General features: G+C 37.8%; 19 protein-coding genes. 18 read left to right on the plus strand and 1 reads right to left on the minus strand.

Features of this window, described 5'->3' with window-relative positions; genetic code table 11:
- Window positions 1–36 precede the first annotated feature (36 nt).
- The 5 genes from LJC66_RS02085 (at window position 37) to LJC66_RS27650 (ending at window position 4397) form a co-directional block, all read left to right on the plus strand.
- A complete protein-coding gene (locus tag LJC66_RS02085) occupies window positions 37–1296 on the plus strand; it encodes a glutamate/proton symporter GltT (RefSeq protein ID WP_028412682.1) in 1260 nt (419 codons plus the stop codon).
- Window positions 1297–1509: 213 nt separating this feature from the next.
- Window positions 1510–2541 (plus strand): sporulation integral membrane protein YtvI, encoded by a 1032-nt coding sequence (gene ytvI / locus LJC66_RS02090; RefSeq protein ID WP_013055188.1) that lies wholly within the window; start codon window positions 1510–1512, stop codon window positions 2539–2541.
- Between the two features lie 163 nt (window positions 2542–2704).
- Complete coding sequence (locus tag LJC66_RS02095; RefSeq protein WP_013055189.1) at window positions 2705–3310, plus strand: DedA family protein; 606 nt, start codon at window positions 2705–2707, stop codon at window positions 3308–3310.
- 24 nt (window positions 3311–3334) lie between these two features.
- Complete coding sequence (locus tag LJC66_RS02100) at window positions 3335–4126, plus strand: EcsC family protein (RefSeq protein WP_050691079.1); 792 nt, start codon at window positions 3335–3337, stop codon at window positions 4124–4126.
- Window positions 4127–4262: 136 nt separating this feature from the next.
- A complete protein-coding gene (locus LJC66_RS27650) occupies window positions 4263–4397 on the plus strand; it encodes a hypothetical protein (RefSeq protein ID WP_269067371.1) in 135 nt (44 codons plus the stop codon).
- Window positions 4398–4529: 132 nt separating this feature from the next.
- Here the strand turns inward: LJC66_RS27650 and LJC66_RS02105 are convergent, their stop codons facing one another.
- Window positions 4530–5843 (minus strand): APC family permease, encoded by a 1314-nt coding sequence (locus tag LJC66_RS02105; RefSeq protein WP_230931722.1) that lies wholly within the window; start codon window positions 5841–5843, stop codon window positions 4530–4532.
- Window positions 5844–6164: 321 nt separating this feature from the next.
- Here LJC66_RS02105 and LJC66_RS02110 point away from each other — a divergent pair, with 321 nt between their 5' ends.
- From LJC66_RS02110 to LJC66_RS02170, 13 genes are all read left to right on the plus strand, one after another.
- The gene (locus tag LJC66_RS02110) at window positions 6165–6710 is read left to right on the plus strand and encodes a hypothetical protein (protein WP_225049940.1); all 546 of its coding nucleotides are present in this window, start codon (window positions 6165–6167) and stop codon (window positions 6708–6710) included.
- 19 nt (window positions 6711–6729) lie between these two features.
- Window positions 6730–8955 (plus strand): alpha-galactosidase, encoded by a 2226-nt coding sequence (locus tag LJC66_RS02115; RefSeq protein WP_230931723.1) that lies wholly within the window; start codon window positions 6730–6732, stop codon window positions 8953–8955.
- A 145-nt stretch (window positions 8956–9100) separates the two neighbouring features.
- The gene (bioB, locus tag LJC66_RS02120) at window positions 9101–10096 is read left to right on the plus strand and encodes a biotin synthase BioB (protein WP_230931724.1); all 996 of its coding nucleotides are present in this window, start codon (window positions 9101–9103) and stop codon (window positions 10094–10096) included.
- 242 nt (window positions 10097–10338) lie between these two features.
- Complete coding sequence (locus LJC66_RS02125) at window positions 10339–10917, plus strand: glycerol-3-phosphate responsive antiterminator (protein ID WP_025753238.1); 579 nt, start codon at window positions 10339–10341, stop codon at window positions 10915–10917.
- Window positions 10918–10937: 20 nt separating this feature from the next.
- Window positions 10938–12053, plus strand: coding sequence for an ABC transporter ATP-binding protein (locus LJC66_RS02130; protein WP_050691085.1), 1116 nt, complete (start codon window positions 10938–10940; stop codon window positions 12051–12053).
- Window positions 12050–12985: a carbohydrate ABC transporter permease gene (locus LJC66_RS02135; protein ID WP_230931725.1), complete on the plus strand. Its 936-nt coding sequence runs from the start codon at window positions 12050–12052 to the stop codon at window positions 12983–12985. The genes LJC66_RS02130 and LJC66_RS02135 overlap by 4 nt, the downstream gene beginning before the upstream one ends.
- Window positions 12982–13794, plus strand: coding sequence for a carbohydrate ABC transporter permease (locus LJC66_RS02140; protein WP_013081575.1), 813 nt, complete (start codon window positions 12982–12984; stop codon window positions 13792–13794). The genes LJC66_RS02135 and LJC66_RS02140 overlap by 4 nt, the downstream gene beginning before the upstream one ends.
- Window positions 13795–13807: 13 nt before the next feature.
- Window positions 13808–15148, plus strand: coding sequence for an ABC transporter substrate-binding protein (locus tag LJC66_RS02145; protein WP_230931726.1), 1341 nt, complete (start codon window positions 13808–13810; stop codon window positions 15146–15148).
- 86 nt (window positions 15149–15234) lie between these two features.
- Window positions 15235–15972, plus strand: a complete 738-nt coding sequence (locus LJC66_RS02150; protein ID WP_230931727.1) for a glycerophosphodiester phosphodiesterase — start codon at window positions 15235–15237, stop codon at window positions 15970–15972.
- A gap of 358 nt (window positions 15973–16330) precedes the next feature.
- Window positions 16331–16654 carry a DUF3870 domain-containing protein gene (locus LJC66_RS02155; RefSeq protein ID WP_028410335.1) on the plus strand — a complete coding sequence of 108 codons (324 nt, stop codon included), beginning with the start codon at window positions 16331–16333 and terminating at the stop codon, window positions 16652–16654.
- Between the two features lie 93 nt (window positions 16655–16747).
- Window positions 16748–17914 (plus strand): DUF819 family protein, encoded by a 1167-nt coding sequence (locus LJC66_RS02160; protein WP_230931728.1) that lies wholly within the window; start codon window positions 16748–16750, stop codon window positions 17912–17914.
- A gap of 60 nt (window positions 17915–17974) precedes the next feature.
- Complete coding sequence (locus tag LJC66_RS02165; protein ID WP_195695505.1) at window positions 17975–19048, plus strand: dipeptide epimerase; 1074 nt, start codon at window positions 17975–17977, stop codon at window positions 19046–19048.
- 32 nt (window positions 19049–19080) lie between these two features.
- Entirely contained in the window at window positions 19081–20094 is a 1014-nt protein-coding gene (locus LJC66_RS02170) for a C40 family peptidase (RefSeq protein WP_230931729.1), read from the plus strand.
- The last annotated feature ends 408 nt before the right edge of the window (window positions 20095–20502 follow it).

The raw sequence follows: 20502 nt of genomic DNA on the forward strand, positions 1-20502 counted from the left end.
TATACAAATGTCATACATCTTTGGGGAGGTACATCTATGAAAAAAATTCGTTTTGGTTTGGCTACGCAGATTTTTACCGGATTGATCCTCGGTGTTCTTGTAGGGGTAATTTGGTTTAACGATCCGCGTGTAGTAACATACCTACAGCCGCTAGGAGACCTATTTTTAAGATTAATTAAGATGATTGTTATTCCAATTGTTATCTCAAGCTTAGTCGTTGGAGTGGCAGGAGCAGGGAGCGGTAAACAGGTCGGAAAGCTCGGCGTTAAAACCATTCTCTATTTTGAAATTATTACGACTTTTGCAATTGTAATCGGTGTATTGATTGCTAATATTTTTCATCCTGGGCAAGGTGTAGACATTCATTCAGCACAGAAGAGTGATATTTCACAATACGTTGAAACATCCGAACAGCAAGAAGGAAAGTCAGTGGCTGAAACTTTCTTACACATTGTTCCGACAAACTTTTTCCAGTCAATTGTTGAAGGAGACATGCTAGCAATTATCTTCTTTACAGTGTTATTTGCACTTGGAGTAGCGGCAATTGGGGAAAGAGGAAAGCCAGTTGTACAATTCTTCGACGGCGTTTCTCACGCAATGTTTCACGTGGTAAACCTTGTAATGAAAGTGGCGCCAATTGGTGTATTTGCTTTAATTGGTGTAACAGTTTCAAAATTCGGCTTAGAGTCACTCCTTTCATTAGGAAAGCTTGTTATCTTAGTTTACTTAGCGTTAATTTTCTTCCTACTTGTTGTATTAGGAGGAATTGCGAAATGGGCAGGAATTAACATTTTCCACTTATTCCGCTATATGAAAGATGAACTGTTGTTAGCATACAGTACATCTAGTTCTGAGACAGTTCTTCCGCGTATTATGGAAAAACTTGAAAAGATGGGCTGTCCGAAAGCTATCGTATCGTTCGTTGTACCAATTGGTTATACATTTAACCTGGATGGTTCCGTTCTTTATCAAGCAATTGCAGCGTTATTCTTAGCGCAAGTGTATGGTATTGATTTAACGATCGTTCAACAGCTGACGCTCATTCTTGTATTGATGGTTACATCTAAAGGAATGGCTGCAGTGCCAGGAACATCATTTGTTGTATTACTAGCTACTCTTGGAACAATCGGTGTTCCCGCAGAAGGATTAGCCTTCATCGCCGGAGTAGACAGAATCATGGATATGGCACGTACGGTTGTTAACTTAGTAGGAAACACACTAGCAGCAATTGTAATGTCTAAATCAGAAGGCAAATTTGACCCTAAAAAAGGTACAGAGGTCATGAGGGCCGGCTAATTTATAAATTAAAAAGCTACTTATTCTATTCAAAAAATTAGAATAAGTAGCTTTTTTCATAATAATTCCTTTATTATTATGGGAATTGACCCTATAATATGTAACATCAGGTATAAAAATATCCAAATTTTATTCTTACATAAAAGCAGTCACTGGTTCCTTTCTTTATCAGTAAATATAGAGATAGCTTAGCTAGTAGGGGGATAGTAGAGTATGTGGAAAAAGCGAATATGGGTCATCGCCTCGATAGTAATCGTATGTTTGTTAATCCCTTACAGTTTACCGATTGTGTTTGCTTTATTAACAGCATTAGCGCTTGAGGGTATTGTTCAGAAATTGCATCAATCTTTTAAAATGAAGAGAGTCTATGCAGTGCTTATGACCTTCATTTTATATGTTGTTTCGCTCATACTTATTGGATTTTTTATTGTTCGGACAATCGTTACGCAAGTGGTTGCTCTTTCAAAAATAGCGCCTTCCTTTGTAAAAGAAATCTATGAAACCGCGATTTATCCAACTATTATTAAGTGGAAATACTATTCAAACGCTCTTCCTACAGAAGTGATTTCTTCTATTGAGCGCACGCTTGAAAAGACCGTAAATTCATTAGATTCTCTATTAAAAAGTACCGTAGAAATCATCATTAGCTTTGCCGCTACTGTTCCTGGGTTTCTATTAGAGTTTCTTATTTATTTAGTAGCGCTTGTATTTATCAGCCTTGAGCTGCCTGCTATTAAAAATAAAATTAAGTCATTTTTAACAGAAGAAACGAAATATAAGCTACAAGTTGTCATCACTCAGCTTATCCAAGCGGGGGTTGGTTTTATCAAGGCACAAATTATCTTAAGTGTCATGACGTTTGTAATGGCTTATGTAGGGCTTTGGCTATTAGATGTTCCGTATACCGCGCTGCTTAGTTTATTAATTGTAATTGTCGATATCTTACCAATCCTTGGGACAGGCTCGGTGCTCGTTCCATGGGGAATTTTTGCTCTTACTCAAGGGCATGATTCACTTGCAATCGGCTTATTTATTCTATTTGGAGTCATTACGGTAGTAAGACGTGTAGTAGAACCAAAAGTATTTTCTACAAATATGGGTATTTCACCTTTGGCTGCACTAGTTAGTTTGTACATTGGATTTAAACTTTTAGGTTTTGTCGGATTATTTTTAGGACCGGCTTTAGTTATTTTATATGATGCTCTTCGTAAAGTAGGTATTATTCAAATTAACTTTAAACTATAAAAGCGCTGGATAAAACTAGCGCTTTTTTTTTTTATTGAAACTTTTGTAGTACGTCATACGTAAAGAGGGAAAGGAAAAAACTATGCCGCGTTGATTTTTATCTATCAATCGGCTAAATTCTAGTTTTGCAGTCTTAGATTTAATGACATGAGGAGGAGAATTTTTGTTAGAGTCGGTTTTACTTTCTTTAATTGAAGCGCTAAAACAGCTCTCTTATTTTGGCGTAATTTTAGCATTAACGTTTGAATTTGTCCCGGCAGAGCTTGTTTTACCTTTAGTGGGATATTGGGTGTATCAAGGTGATATGAACTTGTATCTGGCTATCCTTGCAGGTACAGTAGGCGGTGTTTGTGGACCGTTGACTCTTTATGCACTGGGACGTTACGGTGGACGACCGCTGGTTTTAAAATATGGAAAATACTTTTTGGTGAAAGAAAAAGAAATTGACGCCGCCGATCGCTTTTTCAATAAGTACGGCAGCGGGGTTGCTTTTTTTGGACGCTTTATTCCAGGAGTGCGCACGGCTATCTCTTTTCCGTGCGGGATGGCAAAAATGAATGTATGGCTGTTTTCTATTTATACATTTGTGGCGATGCTTCCAGTAACGGCTATTTACGTATATTTAGGATATAAGTTAGGACCTAAGTGGAAAGAGGTGGGACCGATTGTGTCTCAATATATGCAGCCTATTGGAATCGGAATTGTTGTTTTAATTGCATTGTTTTTTATCATTAAATATGTGCGGAATAAACAAGTAGGGCAGAGCTGATAAATCGAGGAAAAGAGTGAGAATATGTCAGAGCATGAACAGTTGAGAATAGAATTACGAAAAATTGAAAAGTGGGAGAAAGACCAAAAAGGACTTTTTTTCTGGGAGCGGCTGGCTCGTTTGCCTTTTTCAGCTTTAGATAAAGTAACGCCAAAGTTCATTCATCAAAAAATAGAAAAATTATTAGATGAAATTGCTAAGTATGTTGATAATGGAGGCCAGTATTTAGCTAATACGTCTGCCACGCTAGAAAAAGCATCAGCACAATTACAAGAAAAGAAACAGCTTTCGATAGAGGATATTCAGCATTTATCTCTGCAGGAAATGGATGAATTGGCAGAGCATTTTATTGAAGTCCGAAAAAAGAACGCACAGCTGCAAGGAGCTACAACCGGGGTAGGCGGGATTTTTACACTGGCGATTGATGTTCCTTTTGTATTAGGGCTTACACTTAAGACACTGCAAGAAGTAGCTGTTTCTTATGGGTACGACCCCACTGAGCAAGAGGAACGAATTTTTATGGTCAAATGCATGCAGTTTTCGTCTTCTGACATTGTAGGGAAACGTGCGATTTTAGAAGAATTAGCAAGCGGAAATCGAACGCAGAGCTTGCAGCAGCTGCAAGGGTGGAGAGAAGTGTTTCTAACCTACAGGGACAACTTGGGCTGGAAAAAGCTGTTCCAAATGATTCCTATAGCAGGAATGGTATTCGGAGCGTATATTAACAAACAAGCGATTAATGATATAGGCGAAGTTGGAATGATGCTTTACCGTAAAAGACGTATTTTAGAAAAAGTCTCACAATCGCAACAATAAAAAGAGACTGGTACGAAAGTATTTTAGTTGAAGAAAAATCCGAACGAGTTTGATTCTTGGTTGAGAATCAAATACGTTCGGATTTTTTTATTGATATAGTAAATGTAGCTTTCATGTGTTTAGTTGCCTCTAGGTGTTGATTAGAGGGCAAGGCGAAGACTCCTGCGGAAAAAGCGGAACAGATGAGACCCCGCAGGAGCGCAAGCGACGAGGAGGCTCAACGGCCGCCTGCGGAAAGCGAAGCCTTGCACGGAAATCAACAGCGGTGTAACGAGCGATTCATATTAGATCGTTTACCTTTTTTTTGTTCGTGTTTAGATGGGATTGATTTGTTTATGTCTCAATTACTTTTTTTCGACATTATTTCTGGGGAAATATGTCGAGGTGTGTTAAGCCTATTTCCTTAATCAAAATGAAAAGTAGGAATGGTAATAGTATTTTTTCGTCTAGCAATCAGTAAATAAATAATTCCGATTACACTCCATACAATACCGATAAATAAGGATGTTGTTTCTAAGTTAAGCCACATAAAAAATAAAAATAAACTACCGAGTAAAGGCATAAGTACATATAAAATATATCCACTGAGAGATCGTTTGTTTTGTTGAATAAAATAATGGATAAAAACCGCTATGTTCACTGAACTGAACGCAATTAAAGCACCAAAATTAATTAAAGAGGTAGCTTTTTCAAGAGAAAGACCTAGTGAAATTAAAGAGAGGCCACCAATAATCACCACGTTCCAAATAGGCGTCTTTGTTTTAGGGTGAATATAGCCAAAAATTCTCCGAGGCAGATAACCATCTTTCCCAATTGCATAGAGAAGTCTTGATGCACTCATATGTGAGACAAGTCCAGAAGCAATAGTTGAAGTCAAGGCCGCTGCTACAAAAATAGATTGAAAAAGCTGGCCGCCAATTTTATAAGCGATTTCCGCTGATGCACCTTCTAAATCATGAAACAAAGAGGCTGAAGGGAAAAGAAGCTGAGCAAAGTAAGAAACCGTGATAAATAAGGCGCCTCCCGTACATGCAATAATAAGAATCCCTTTAGGAATGGTTTTCTCAGGCTTAAGTGTTTCTTCGGCCATAGTGGTTACAGCATCAAATCCTAAAAAAGAAAAGCATAAAATAGCTGCTCCGTTTAATAACAGAGATATAGAAGCCGATTCACTTATAAACGGCTTAAATGATAGCTCTTGGCCTTGAGTTGTAGCACTCAAAATAATAAAGATAATAGCGACTAAAATTTGAAAAGCAACTAATAGCGTACCAAAAGAAACGGTTAAATGAACGCTGAAAATATTCATGATAGTCATGATGACAACAAAGCTGATAATCCATATGGCCTTTGGAACACCTGGAAACAGAGAGCTTAGGTAAATATTTGTCAAAAGCGCATTAATCATTGGCAGAAATAGATAATCAAGAAGAGCCGTCCATCCTACCAAAAAACCAATGCTTGGATTCATTACTTGCTGTGCGTATGTATAAGAGGAACCAGCTCCGGGAAAAGCTTTTACCATCTTTCCGTAACTAATGGCTGTAAATAAAATAGCAATCAACGTGAATGCATAAGCGCCTGAAACATGTCCATCTGTTGATTCAGTTACAATGCCAAATGTATCAAAAACGGCCATAGGTGCCATGTAGCCTAACCCTATCACGACGATATGCCATAATTTTAGTTGTTTAAGAAGAGAAGGTTCATGATTCATATTTGTCATCCTTTCTGTGTATAATCATTCTGCATTATTTATTATTATACTATATTGTTAGGTTTGTCATCTTTTTTTGAAAAAGAAGAGAAAATTGCGCGCTAAGAGATAAAGAGCGTTTAATTGATTACTAGATAAAGCAAAAAAATGCTTTTTTTCACTTTGATTTTTACCATTGAGTCTAGAAAGTATTTTACATAAAATGAAAGAAAGTAAAAAAGCTTCGTTTAGGGTGATCTACTTGCAATAAATACGAAAACGAATTTTTGAATACGGTTACATTTTTGTTGGTGTACAAAGTTAAGAATGATGGTGAAGGAGATGAAGGAAGTGATTGCTACACCCTATATAAACTTGGAGATAAACAAGGAACCAGGTGTGCATGTCGTATTGGATGAAACAAAAAAAGATGGTGTTTATTTTATTAAATTAACGGTCAAGTCGGTTAAAAAAAGAATTCTTCCAAAAATGAAATTAAAATGGAGCGTTCCATTGTTAGATATCCAACTGTATAAATCTTTACAAACTAGTAAGGGCGATGTGAATGCCTCTTTTGTTCATTGTTTTATGAATAAGAATGGTTCTAACCGCTACACCATTGCATGTTCAGACATGCATCATCCTATTCTGTGTGCTCCCAATTGGAAAGACATGTGTCTAGATGTAGAAATGACCTTATTTAGTGAAAGCACTTGGTCTCTTCATAGCTATGAAACTGAACTGCGAATAGACACAAGAATGGTTGAAACAGAAGAGTTATTCAAAGATTTAGCGAAATGGTATGAGAGAAAAGAGATTAATCTAGCATCTGCTTTTGAGCATGCAACGGCAATAGATGAAAAAGGAAATGTCTCGTTAGATATTTGATGGTAGGGAGAGGAATAAAGTGGGAATCTTATTTAATGAACGTACAAAGGAATTTCACCTGCAGGGACGCGATGTAAGTTATATCTTTTTAGTGTTGAGAAACGGGCAGCTCGGTCACTTGTACTATGGAAAAAAGCTTAAGCACCGTTCATCTTTTCAGCATTTTTTACGTGTAGAAACAAGAGGAGCTAGTGCTTCAGTATATGAAGGAGAACTAGCATTTTCTCTTGAAACAATCAAACAAGAGTATCCTTCTTATGGAACAACAGACTTCAGAGAGCCAGCCTATCAACTTCTTCAGCAAAACGGAAGCCGAATCACAAATTTTGAATACGATAACCATAAAATTTACAAAGGCAAGAAGCCATTAAACGGCTTACCTGCTACATATGTAGAAGAAGAAAGTGAAGCCACAAGTGTAGAAGTTGAACTGATTGATAAATTGCTCAATGCCTCACTTATTTTAACGTATACCGTTTACGAAGACCGAAATATTATTACGCGTCACGCACGATTTGAGCATAGAGGAGAAGAACCAGTCGATATTTTGCGCATCATGAGCGGCAGCATTGATTTGCCTACATCAAATTATGAGATGGTTCAGCTTTCCGGTGCGTGGATTCGAGAAAGACACGTGAAAACACGAATGCTTCAGCCTGGTATTCAAAGTATTTCTAGTGCGAGAGGTACAAGCAGCAGTCAGCAAAACCCATTTTTAATTTTAAAGAATCCAGCTGCAACTGAACACAGTGGAGAAGCGTATGGTTTTAGTCTTGTATACAGCGGAAACTTTCTTGGACAAGTGGAAGTAGATCATTATGATATATCAAGAATAACGATGGGCATTCATCCTTTTGATTTTCAGTGGCGACTAGAAAGGGGCCAAACTTTTCAATCACCAGAACTAGTACTGGCTTATTCAAATAGCGGGCTAAACGGCCTTAGCCAAGAGTATCATGAGCTTTATCGCAAGCGTCTTGCTAGAGGAAAATGGCGGGATTTGGAGCGACCAGTTTTAATTAATAACTGGGAAGCGACGTATTTTGATTTTAACGAAGAGAAAATTGTACATATTGCCAAAGAAGCGCAAAAGCTAGGCGTTGAACTTTTTGTATTGGATGACGGCTGGTTCGGTAAACGTAACGATGATACAACTTCTCTTGGAGATTGGTTTGTAGATGAAAATAAGCTTCCGGGCGGTATGAAGTCATTGGCTCAAAAAGTAACGGATTTAGGTATGGACTTTGGGCTATGGTTTGAACCTGAAATGATTTCAAAGCAAAGCAACTTGTATGAAAAGCATCCAGATTGGTTGATTCATGTGCCAAATCGTCATAAGTCTCATGGGCGAAATCAATATGTGCTTGATTTTTCAAGAGAAGAAGTAGTGAATTATATCTATGAACGAATGGAAGCTATTTTAAGTGAAGCACCTATCTCTTATATAAAATGGGATATGAATCGAAATATAACGGAGATTGGATCTGTTGGGCTGCCCGCGAATCGCCAGTTTGAAGTAGTACATCGCTATATTTTAGGTGTGTATGATTTGTATGAGCGACTAACAAGGAAGTTTCCGGATATTTTATTTGAATCATGTGCAAGCGGGGGCGCTAGATTTGATCCGGGAATGCTTTATTATGCTCCCCAAGCTTGGACGAGCGATAACACGGACGCGATTGAACGTCTAAAAATTCAGTACGGCACGTCTTTTGCCTATCCAATCAGTTCAATGGGAGCACACGTATCGGCCGTACCAAATCATCAAGTACGCAGAGTAACAAGTCTAGAAACAAGAGGAGACGTTGCGTATTTTGGCGCATTTGGTTATGAGTTAGATGTTACGCTGATGACAGAAGATGAAAAAGAAACCGTAAAACAACAAATTCAGTATTATAAAAAACACCGATCTCTTATTCAAAATGGCATATTCTATCGTTTAAAAAGTCCGTTTGAACAAGATGGAAATGTGACGAGCTGGATGGTTGTTTCATCCGATCAAAAACAGGCAATCATCGGTTATTATCAAATATTGTCTAGACCAAATCCTTCTTACGAACGCATTGAGTTAAAAGGGCTTCATCCTGATTATGAATATACAGTGATGGAAACAGATCAAACAGCTTATGGAGATGAGCTCATGTACGCAGGTATTGCTCTAACTCATGAGTATCCGGGTGTTGAAGCATACGATGAAAAATCTGGAGACTTTGTATCGGTTATTTACACACTGCAAGCGCAATAAGCAAAAAGCCACTTCTATCATAGAAGTGGCTTTTTGAGTTAACTATTATTCATACAGTGTTGACATAAAAGGAGAAGTAATGGTAACTTTTAGTTATAATTGTTAACTTTATATTTTTTAAGTTTACTAAATTGGAGGGGAATCGATGGAAATCACAAGTGTAAGAGATTGGAAAGCACTTGCTCAGTCTATTATTAAAGGGAAAGAAATTACATATAACGAAGCGCTTCAACTTCTTTATATACCGGATGAAGAAGTGTTAGAGGTCATGAATGCCGCGTACTTAATTCGTCATCATCATTATGGAAAAAAAGTAAAGCTTAATATGATTATTAATACTAAATCGGGTTTATGCCCAGAAGACTGTGGATATTGTTCGCAGTCGATTGTATCAGAAGCGCCGATTGATAAGTATGCGTGGTTAACAAAAGAGAAAATTGTAGAAGGTGCTTTTGAAGCTCAAAAAAGAAAAGCAGGTACATATTGTATCGTGGCATCAGGCCGCCGCCCTACGGACAAAGAAGTAGCGCACGTAGTGGGAGCAGTAAAAGAGATCCGTCAAAAGACAGACTTGAAAATCTGTGCTTGTCTAGGATTTTTAACAGATGATCAAGCACACGAACTAGTCCAGGCGGGTGTTCATCGCTATAATCATAATTTAAATACTCACGCTGATAATTACGACAATATTTGTTCTACGCATGGCTATGAAGATCGAGTCGATACGGTTACTACATCTAAAAAAGCAGGTTTGTCACCTTGTTCCGGTGCGATTTTTGGAATGGGCGAGACAAATGAACAAGCCGTGGAATTAGCTTTTCAAATTAAAAAGTTAGATGCAGATTCTATTCCATGCAACTTTCTTGTTGCCGTTCCAGGAACGCCTCTAGAAGACAAAAAGGCGTTAAAGCCAATGCAATGCTTAAAGCTGTTAGCGATGATGCGTTTTGTAAATCCAACGAAAGAAATTCGAATTTCAGGAGGCAGAGAAGTCAATCTCAGATCACTTCAGCCGCTTGGTTTGTTTGCTGCAAACTCAATTTTTGTAGGGGACTATTTAACGACTCAAGGTCAAGAACCTACAGCTGACTGGGGTCTGATTGAAGATTTAGGATTTGAAATTGAAGAATGTGCACTGTGAAGCCGTTGAGAAATCAACGGTTTTTTGATTTTTAGGCGATTTACAGGAACTATATGGTTTTTTTACAAAACTCAACAGCTTCTTTATATTTCCTTCATAAATAACCATTATTATAAAACATGTGAACGATAAGTGAATAGTTACTAAGGTTATGAAATTGAGAAACCACAAAAAACAATAGGTCTATATCAATACCCTATGCGTTTTTTGTGGTTTTTTGTGAATGAAAGGAAGGCATCGTTTTGAATAAGGAAGCAGATTTCTTACAACAGCTTGGGCAAGACCGTTTGATTGCATCCATTAAAAGCCCGAAAAATTTAGAACAATTTTTAGAAACAGAGATCCAGGCCGCCTTTTTATTAACGGGCAATATTAGTGTGATTAAACGCTATGTAGATTTACTCAAACAGCATAATCGAACGGTTTTTTTACACGTTGAAAAAATTCCAGGGATTAGCTATGACCGAGAAGGGCTTAAATTCCTTGCTAAGTTTGTAAAACCTACAGGTATCGTAACCACTAAAAGTTCACTCATTAATTACGCAAAGCAAGAAGGACTGGTTGCTATTCAGCGGCTGTTTCTAGTGGATACAGACGCGGTAGCACAAGGGTTGAAAACCGTTCAAGATATTAAACCGGATGCATTAGAACTAATGCCAGGATTAATTCCGGAGATGATAGAGAAAGTCGTTAAAAAAACAAGTATTCCTATTATTACAGGTGGACTCATTCAAAATGAAAGCCATATCCAAGCTGCTTTAAAAGCAGGAGCTACGGCAGTTTCTACAGGGAAATCATGGTTGTGGAAAAAATATGAATGAGAGGGAAAGGAGCGTTTTTAATGAAAAAAGTAGAGCTAGTTAACATTGGGAAGTCATACGATCAAAAAACAAATGTTATTCAAGATATTAACGTCACAATTGAACCGGGAGAGTTTTTCGTACTAGTAGGTCCTTCAGGATGTGGGAAAAGTACAATGCTGAGAATGATTGCCGGATTAGAAGAAGTCACGCAGGGAGAGCTACTAATTGGAGATGTAAAAGCAAATAAACTGCTTCCAAGTCAGCGCGATTTGTCAATGGTGTTTCAAAACTATGCCTTATATCCGCATTTGACAGTGGAACAAAATATTCTTTTTGGCCTGCATACAAAGAAGATTTCAAAGCAAGAACAGCAAAAGCGCTGCAGGGAAGCAGCAGAGATGCTTGGTTTAAGTGAATATCTAAAGAGAAAGCCTAGACAGCTTTCGGGAGGACAGCGTCAGCGTGTAGCGCTTGCACGTGCTATTGTTACTCATTCGCCTATTTGCTTAATGGATGAGCCGTTATCAAACTTAGATGCGAAGCTGCGCGCGAAGATGAGGTCAGAAATTCGCCAAATTCAGCGTAAGTTAGGTATTACGATGATTTATGTCACGCACGATCAAACAGAGGCGATGACGATGGCAGATCGAATGATGATTTTAAATGGAGGAAATATTCAACAAGTTGGACGTCCGCTTGATATTTACAATGCACCAAAGAACACGTTTGTAGCATCTTTTATAGGTTCTCCCCCTATGAATTTATCAAACGTTTCTATAGAAAATAACTTACTAGTTTTTGAAGATAGAAGAGCTATTTCTATGAGTACACCACACAGTAACCTTAACGGTAAAAAAGAAGTTGTGGTTGGAGTGAGACCTGAGCATATACAGCTTGCGACAAACGATAATACGAGTTTTATTGTGGAAATAGATAATGTAGAAATTCTAGGCACGGAAACACTGCTTACATTTCATATGGGTGACAAGCAGTGGATGGCTAAGTGGAACGGTCAATGGACTATAAAGGTGGGAGAGCGAGTTCCTATTTTTATCGATCCAAAACACCTGTTTTTATTTGATGGCGATACAGGTTCATGCTTGCACTACGAACCATCAACAGAAGATTTAACTGTAAAGGGGGCATTCATATGAGTGCTGTTACCAAAATAGCAAACTCACCTGTTTCTGTTTCAGCAAAATCAAAAGAAAAAAAATCAATGCCTACTATCATTGTTGGACTAGCTTATTTACTGCCATCATTACTGTTATTTAGTGTATTTCTTTTCTACCCAATGATTAAGACATTATATTTAAGTCTTTTTATTACGGACACACAGGGAAATCCCTTAAATTTTGTAGGACTGCAAAATTTCTTCTATCTATTTACAGATCCGAACTTTTTACAAAGTATGAAAGCTACTTTTCTATTTGTACTCTACACAGTGCCTATTGGCTTAATTATTGCCTTATTCCTAGCGCTAATTGCAAATGAAAAGCTGAAAGGGATTGGTTTTTTCAGAACAATGTTTTCATCTACGATGGGAATGAGCGTAGCGGCTTCTTCTGTGATTTGGATGTTTATGTATAATCCGACAATCGGGGTTATCAATAAAGTATTAAACCTTGTAGGGATTCATGACGTGCAGTGGTTATTAGATCCTAAGTATGCATTGGTTGCTGTGTCTATCTCTACAATTTGGATGAACATTGGGTTTACCTTTTTAATTTTGCTTGGCGGGTTGCAAAATATTGATGAAAAGCTGTATGAAAACGCGCGTATTGCTGGAGTTAGCTATTGGTATCAGCTCCGTAAAATTACGCTTCCTATGCTTTCGCCAACGCTGTTTTTTATTATTACGGTTTCCTTTATTAACGCGTTTCAAACGTTTGGACAAATTGACATTTTAACAAAAGGCGGACCTACAGATTCCACAAATGTCATTGTTTATTCAATCTACAAAGATGCATTTGTAAACTACAATGTTGGTTCTGCAAGTGCTCAAGCTACAATATTATTTTTCTGTATTCTACTGGTTACCGCTCTTCAATTCAAGCTTGGAGAAAGGAAGGTACATTATCAATGAGCATCACGAGAAAATGGACAACTTATTTGTTACTCATTGCAGCTACTTTAGTATTGATGTTTCCTATCCTATACGCTTTTTCCATTAGTTTTATGAGTGGAGCGGAAGTGTTAGAAGGGAAGATTTGGCCGTCATCTTTTTCATTTGAAAACTATCGGGACGCTTTTGAAAAAGTTCCGCTGCTTCATTATTTAATTAACAGTTTTGCTGTGTCTATCTTCGTCATGGCTGGGCAGCTGTTAGTTTCAAGTTTGGCCGCTTTTGCATTTGTGTTTATTAAATTTAAAGGAAGAGATGCTATTTTCTTTCTCTTTATTTCTACGATGATGATTCCATGGGAAGCAACGATGGTTCCTAACTTTTTAACAGCACAAAAGCTAGGATGGATTAACAATTATTTGGGATTAACGATTCCTTTTTTTGCTTTAGCGTTTGGGACATTTTTGTTGCGTCAGCAGTTTAAAACTATTCCGAATGAGTTATATGAAGCTTCTCAAGTTGCAGGGATCAGCCGCTTTCGTTTCTTTTGGAACGTCGTGCTCCCTGTGTCTAAAACAAGTCTAGTTACGCTTGGCGTATATAGCTTTTTAACAACATGGAATATGTATTTATGGCCACTATTAGTGACAAATACAGAGGATGTTCGTACCGTTCAGATTGGTTTAAAGCAAATGCAAACGCAGGAGATTTCAACTGATTGGGGAGTGGTTATGGCCGCTGTCGTTGTTGTAATCTTACCGACATTATTACTATTATTCCTAGGTCAAAAACGTCTTCAAAAAGGATTAACCCAAGGTGCAATTAAATAGGAGAGTGAATGTGATGAAAAAGATATTGGCTATCGTAACGGCATGCTTGCTAGTTATTCTAGGTGCTTGCTCAAATTCAACTGGTTCTTCGGAAGCGCAAGAAACAGAAAAAACAGCATCAGGTAAAACAGAAGTCGTATTTTGGCACGCTATGAGCGGTGACCTTGAAAAATCACTCAATAAAATTGTCGATGAGTACAATAAATCTCAGGACAAAGTGGAAGTAAAGCCTGTTTTCCAAGGAACGTATGAAGAAGCACAAACAAAATTTAACACAGTAGCAGGAACAAAGGATGCACCGGCTATTATGCAAACGTTCGAAGTAGGAACGAAATTCATGATAGACAGCGGTAAGATTCAGCCTGTTCAAAAGTTTATCGATCAAGACCACTATGATACTTCACAGTGGGAGAAAAACATTTCAAGCTATTACCAAGTAGATGGAAAGCAATACTCAATGCCGTTCAACTCTTCAACACCTGTTCTTGTTTATAATAAAGATGCTTTTAAAAAAGCAGGGTTAGATCCTGAAAATCCTCCAAAAACGTATGATGAATTAAAGGCAGCTGCAAAGAAATTAACAGAAAAACAAGGAAATAAAACATCGCAATACGGTTTTTCAATTCTAAATTACGGATGGTTCTTTGAAGAGCTAGTTGCTTCTCAAGGCGGCTTGTATGTAGATCACGAAAACGGCCGTAAAGGTGATGCTGAGAAGGCAGTATTTAATGGAAAAGAAGGACAAAACGCATTTAATTTAATCAATGATATGTATAAAGAAGGTACATTCTACAATGTAGGACAAAACTGGGATGATATGCGCGCAGCATTTCAATCTAAAAAAATTGCAATGTTCCTGGACTCATCAGCAGGTATTAAAACACTAGTAGACAATGCTCCATTTGATGTAGGCGTATCTTATATTCCTGTCCCAAAAGAAGAGGATCGCCAAGGAGTAGCTATTGGCGGAGCATCTTTATGGATGTCTAAAGGAATCAGTGATGAAACATCAAAAGCAGCCTGGGACTTCATGAAATATTTAGCAACACCAGAAGTTCAAGCAAAATGGCACGTAGAAAGTGGATACTTTGCAGTTAACCCAAAAGCGTATGAACAAGATATTGTGAAAAAAGAGTGGGAGAAATATCCGCAGTTAAAAGTAACGGTTGATCAGCTTCGTGAAACAAAGCCTACTCCAGCTACGCAAGGTGCTTTAATTTCTGTGTTTCCTGAATCTCGTCAAAAAGTAGTAACAGGGATGGAAAGCCTATATCAAGGAGTAAAGCCAAAAAAAGCGCTTGATCAAGCAGCAAAAGAAACAAATAGAGCATTAGAAGTAGCCAATCAAAAATAACGTATGATTACGAAGCTCGTCTTTTAAGTTATTTTGAGGACGAGCTTTTTACTTAGTGAATGACTAGTTAGGAGAGATAGAGGACAATGAATAGTTCAATTGATCTTTATGCGCATCGCGGCTTTAGCGGACGATATCCTGAAAATACAATGATTGCATTTGAAGAAGCTAGGAAAATGCAAGTTGCAGGTATTGAATTAGATGTACAATTAACAAAAGACGGGGAAATAGTAGTTATTCACGATGAACGAATTGACAGAACGACGAATGGAATGGGGTATGTTCAAGAATTTTTATACAAACAGCTGCGTTTATTCGATGCTGGCAGTTGGTATGACTCTCGTTTTTCTAAACAATCGATTCCCACATTAGTAGAAGTGTTTGAGTGGATGATGGACAAAAAGACAAAATTAACGGTGAATATTGAATTAAAAAATGACCGAATTTACTATCCAAAACTTGAAGAAAAAGTTCTTCGTCTAATCGATGAGTTTGATTTAGAAGATCAGGTTATTTTGTCATCTTTTAACTATGATAGCTTGGCTAAAGTGAGATCTCTCCATTCATATATACCAACAGGTTTTTTATTTGAAGGAGTGAGCGAAGATGCGATTGGAAAAGCAAAATCGATAGGAGCGCACCTACACTGTGATATGTCGTTTGTTCTTTCTTCATACGGGAAAAAAGCAAAGCAAGAAGGATTAGACTTACGGGTATATACAATTAATGAAATGAATGACTTTTTGAAGCTCCAGCAGGCTTCAGTAAAAGTAGTGATGACAGATTACCCTAACCGTTTTTCCTCTACCATGTTCAAAGGATGACGTAGAAGGAAGCCGGGACAAAATTACTTGACCCACAGTGAAAAACGAGCCCTTGATCAACATGTTTGATTAGTGGTTCTTTTTTTTGTTGCGGTGTAACAAGCGGTTCAGCTCATGTATCCCATTTGTTCGTCTTTAGGTTGGATTAAGTTTGTTATGTCTCAATCTCTTTTTTAAAAAATATTACTTTATTCTGAATAGTATAAAAGTTATATTGTGAAATTGTTTTATAGATGATATATTGAGAATAGATTATAATGTTCCTTATGAAAGCGAATACATGTTGCGTAGCTCCGCAAACGTTCATTTGCCGGTCCCTAGCATCGTCTGTTATCTCTTTTAGGAGGAATAAAAAATCATGTATGATCAAGATACTATCTATATTATTGGAGATGCCAAAGCTCCTCAAAGCAATCCGATTACTAAAAAATTCAATCAGTATTTTTTAGGGTTGGTAGTTGATAAAACAAATGGGAAAATTATTGATGTGGAATGCTCAGCGACGATTGAGTTGACCGTTCGATTTGTTCAATCGATTTTTATTGGACGTCACATAAGTGATCCCACCCTTATAGACGAAATTAACAGCCGCTATTTCGGTTCTTCCCAAAAAGCGCTGGTGGTAGCGTTTCATGATGCACAGAAAAAATATCAGCAAATAACAGCTGCTTTGTCTACATAGACCTAGACGAAATCCAGCCTGACGTTTTCAAACGTTGGGCTGGATTTTGTTTTGTATAAAAATATTTTCGTGGAGATGAAGGGGGAAGAATAAGTGATTCAAGATGGATTTATGTATGTGAGTGTGTTAACTGCCTTTGCTGCGCTCATGGTAGGGATTGAAAAAAGATTTAAAGCCAATCGATTTTTTAAATTTATCCCGGGTATTGTACTTATTTATATAGGAGCTGCTCTTATGCAAACGGCAGGGGTATTTGGGGATAGCGAATCAAATGTCGCCATGTATACGGGCGTTAAAAATGCACTGCTTCCGGCCATGCTGATGCTTATGCTGTTAAAGTGTGATGTTCGAAGTGTAATTAAACTGGGTCCAAGAATGCTCGGAGGATTCATCGTTGCGGTTTTTAGCATAATGGTAGGTTTTATCCTCGTCTATGCCATCTTTAAGAATTTCTATGTAGAGGACACGTGGAAAGCTTTTGGTGCTTTATCAGGAAGTTGGACCGGAGGATCAGCTAACATGGTTGCTCTCCAAGGGATTTTGGATGTTCCAGAAAATATATTTGGCTACGCTCTTATGATGGATACGATTAACTATGCCGTATGGGTTATGTTTATGTTTTGGCTTGTACCATTTGCATCTAAATTTAATAAATGGACAAAAGCAGACGTCAGCTTTATTGAGAATAGTATAGATGAAGTCGCAGCAACTTCTGAAAGCGAAAAAAAAGGCCCGCAGTTTCAGCATCTTCTTTATTTACTTGGTCTAGGTTTGTTCGTTTCAGCATTTTCTACATTTATCGGAGGGCGTTTGCCTGAAGTGGGAGCGGTTATTAATGCAACGAGCTGGACGATTATGATTGCTTCTGTGGTTGGTCTAGTGCTTGCTGTAACCCCAGTGGCAAAAATTCCAGGTACGCTCGATGTATCAAACGTTATGTTATACATCGTTGTAGCGTTAATTGCTTCTCAATCAGATTTTTCAAATTTAGCTCAGGCTCCTATTTACTTAGTATCTGGTTTTCTCATTATGTTCGTGCACTTAGTGATCATGCTGTTGCTAGCTAAACTATTTAAATATGATTTATTTACGCTCGGAGTAGCAAGTTTAGCTAATATTGGTGGAATGGCGTCTGCTCCAATGCTTGCAGCTGCCTATAACCGTGCACTGATTCCGGTAGGAGTCATTATGGCTCTGATGGGTTCCTTCTTAGGTACTTATTTTGGTATGATGATCGCCAAAATTTTAGGGGCGATCTAAGAATAAATCAAAAATACGTATGAAAGAATATTTGTGCTGAATCGAAAGGAAGCGATTGAAATGATAATTAAAGACATAACTGTAAAGCATCAAACCGTTCCACTGCTCGTTCCGTTTAAAACAGCGCTTCGAACAGCAACAGAGATAGACAGCATAAGTGTAGAGATTCAGTTAGAAAACGGAATAAAAGGAAAAGGAGCGGCTTCGCCAACATATGTTATTACAGGCGATTCTTTAGAAGGCATTCAAGCTGCACTTCAAGGACCTATTAAACTAGCGCTAATAGGGGAGGATATACGTCAGTTTCAAAAACTCTTAAAAAAAATTCAAAGCTGCTGTATTCACAATTCAAGTGCTAAAGCAGCTGCTGATATCGCTTTGCATGATGCTTATACAAAGTTTCTCAACATTCCTTTATATGCTTTCTTGGGCGATAAGCAGCCTATCTCTACGTGTATGACAATAAGTGTTGATACACCTGAGAAAATGGCTGAAGACGCACAAAAAAGTGCAGTGGACGGATTTGACATTTTAAAAGTAAAGGTAGGTTCAATTCCTGAGCTAGACCTTGAGCGTATTAAACATATTCGATCTGTCATTCCGGATCATGTAAAACTTCGTTTGGATGCAAATCAAGGATGGACTCCAAAACAAGCAGTGCAATTAATTAATAAAATGGAAACTCTCAACTTTGGTATTGAATTGGTAGAACAACCTGTCCCTGCTCATGATTGGGAAGGATTAAAGTTTGTGACTGAACGAGTAAATGTACCCATTATGGCAGATGAGAGTTTATTTTCTGCTAAAGATGCATTAAGGCTTGTAAGCGGGCGGTACGTGGATCTTTTGAATATTAAGCTAATGAAGTGCGGAGGAATTAATGAAGCAAGAAAAATCGCAAGTATTGCTGAGGCGAACGGTGTTGCATGTATGATTGGAAGCATGATGGAACCATCACTTTCCGTGGGAGCAGCTGCTCATCTGGCAGCCGCTCATCCGAATATCACGTATTTTGACTTAGATGCTCCTCTTTGGCTTTCAACGGAACTGGATGTGTTAAAGTACAGCGGTCAAGAGGTTTTCTTATCAGATCTTCCTGGAATAGGAGAAATTACTGTTCCTATCTCAAAATAAAAGGATAGTAATATAGTAGAAGGAGAGAGACGATGAATATAAAACGTTGGTTTTTGACGGCAATAACAGTTATTTTAGCTACATTTGGGGTCAGTGCAGTTCCTTCTGTTCATGCTTCTGAAGAAAAAGAAACTGCTTATATAGATGTCGCAGCAGCTACTCTGTGGACAGCACCAAACACCTTGCGTGAAGTGGACGCTCCGTCAGCTACTAATCCTGTAGATATGAGAAAGTGGACCACATCGATGAATTTGAAACAGAAGCAGCAGTTATCTAGCGATGGGATGCTTGAGACACAAGCGTTATATGGAAACAAAGTAACGGTTTTAGACGAACAAGGAGACTGGGTCAAAGTAGCTGTAGACGGACAGCCTACTTCTCGAAATGAATTAGGATATCCCGGATGGATGCCTACTAAACAATTAACCTATAGCAAAAGGTACGAACAGTATGCAAAGAAGCCTTTTGTAATGGTGACAGCTCCGACTACTTATCTATATCATTCGTCTTCTTTGAAAAAGAAAGGTATTGAAGTTAGCTATAATACGCGCTTACCTCTTTTGGCAAAATCAAAGAGTGCATATAAAGTATTAAAACCAAATGGAAAGACAGCATGGATTTCTACAAAAGCAGGAAAAATCTACGCGTCTCAAAAAGATATTCCTGTACCAACTGGCACGGAGCTTGTTGAAAGTGGAAAGGCATTTTTAAATCTTCCATATTTATGGGCTGGCATGAGTGGTTTTGGATTTGACTGCTCTGGATTTACGTTTACGATGTACCAATCCCATGGTATTACGATTCCACGTGACTCAGGGCCACAGTCTCGAGCAGGGAAACCAGTAGATATGAACAACCTTCAACCTGGAGACTTATTGTTCTTTGCCTATAACCAAGGAAAAGGAAGCGTCCACCATGTAGCAATGTATGCGGGAGATGGCATGATGATTCATTCGCCGAACTCCGAGCGGACAGTAGAGATTATTCCTTTAAACACAAAGGGATATATTGAAGAGTATGCATGTGCACGTCGTTATTTACCTTAATCAGTAAGATAGGAAAGAAGCTCTTTTTGTGAAGGGCTTCTTTTTAATATAGAGTATAAATAAAAATTAGAAAATTTAGTTTATTTACGTTTAACTACTTCTCAGTAAGGGAAGAAGTTAAACAAGAGAAAAAAATCATTTTTCTTCTTGAAACATATTGACTTTATATACAAAGCGTTATATTATTATAAAGCATCGTTGAGACATACTCTTAATAACGAAGCTAAAAAAAAGAATTTTAAAAAGTTGTTGACATTACGTTGATAACTTGATAAGGTAATAAAGTCGCTTAAGAGCGGCGGTTGAACTTTGAAAACTGAACAAAGCGACAAACGTCAACGTTAAATTTTATTTTTTAATTGAGCAAGTCAAACATTTCTTCGGAGAGTTTGATCCTGGCTCAGGATG

Origin of the sequence: Priestia sp. TSO9 (assembly GCF_021029645.1) — a bacterium.
In the GTDB taxonomy this organism is placed as follows: Bacteria; Bacillota; Bacilli; order Bacillales; family Bacillaceae_H; genus Priestia; species Priestia megaterium_E.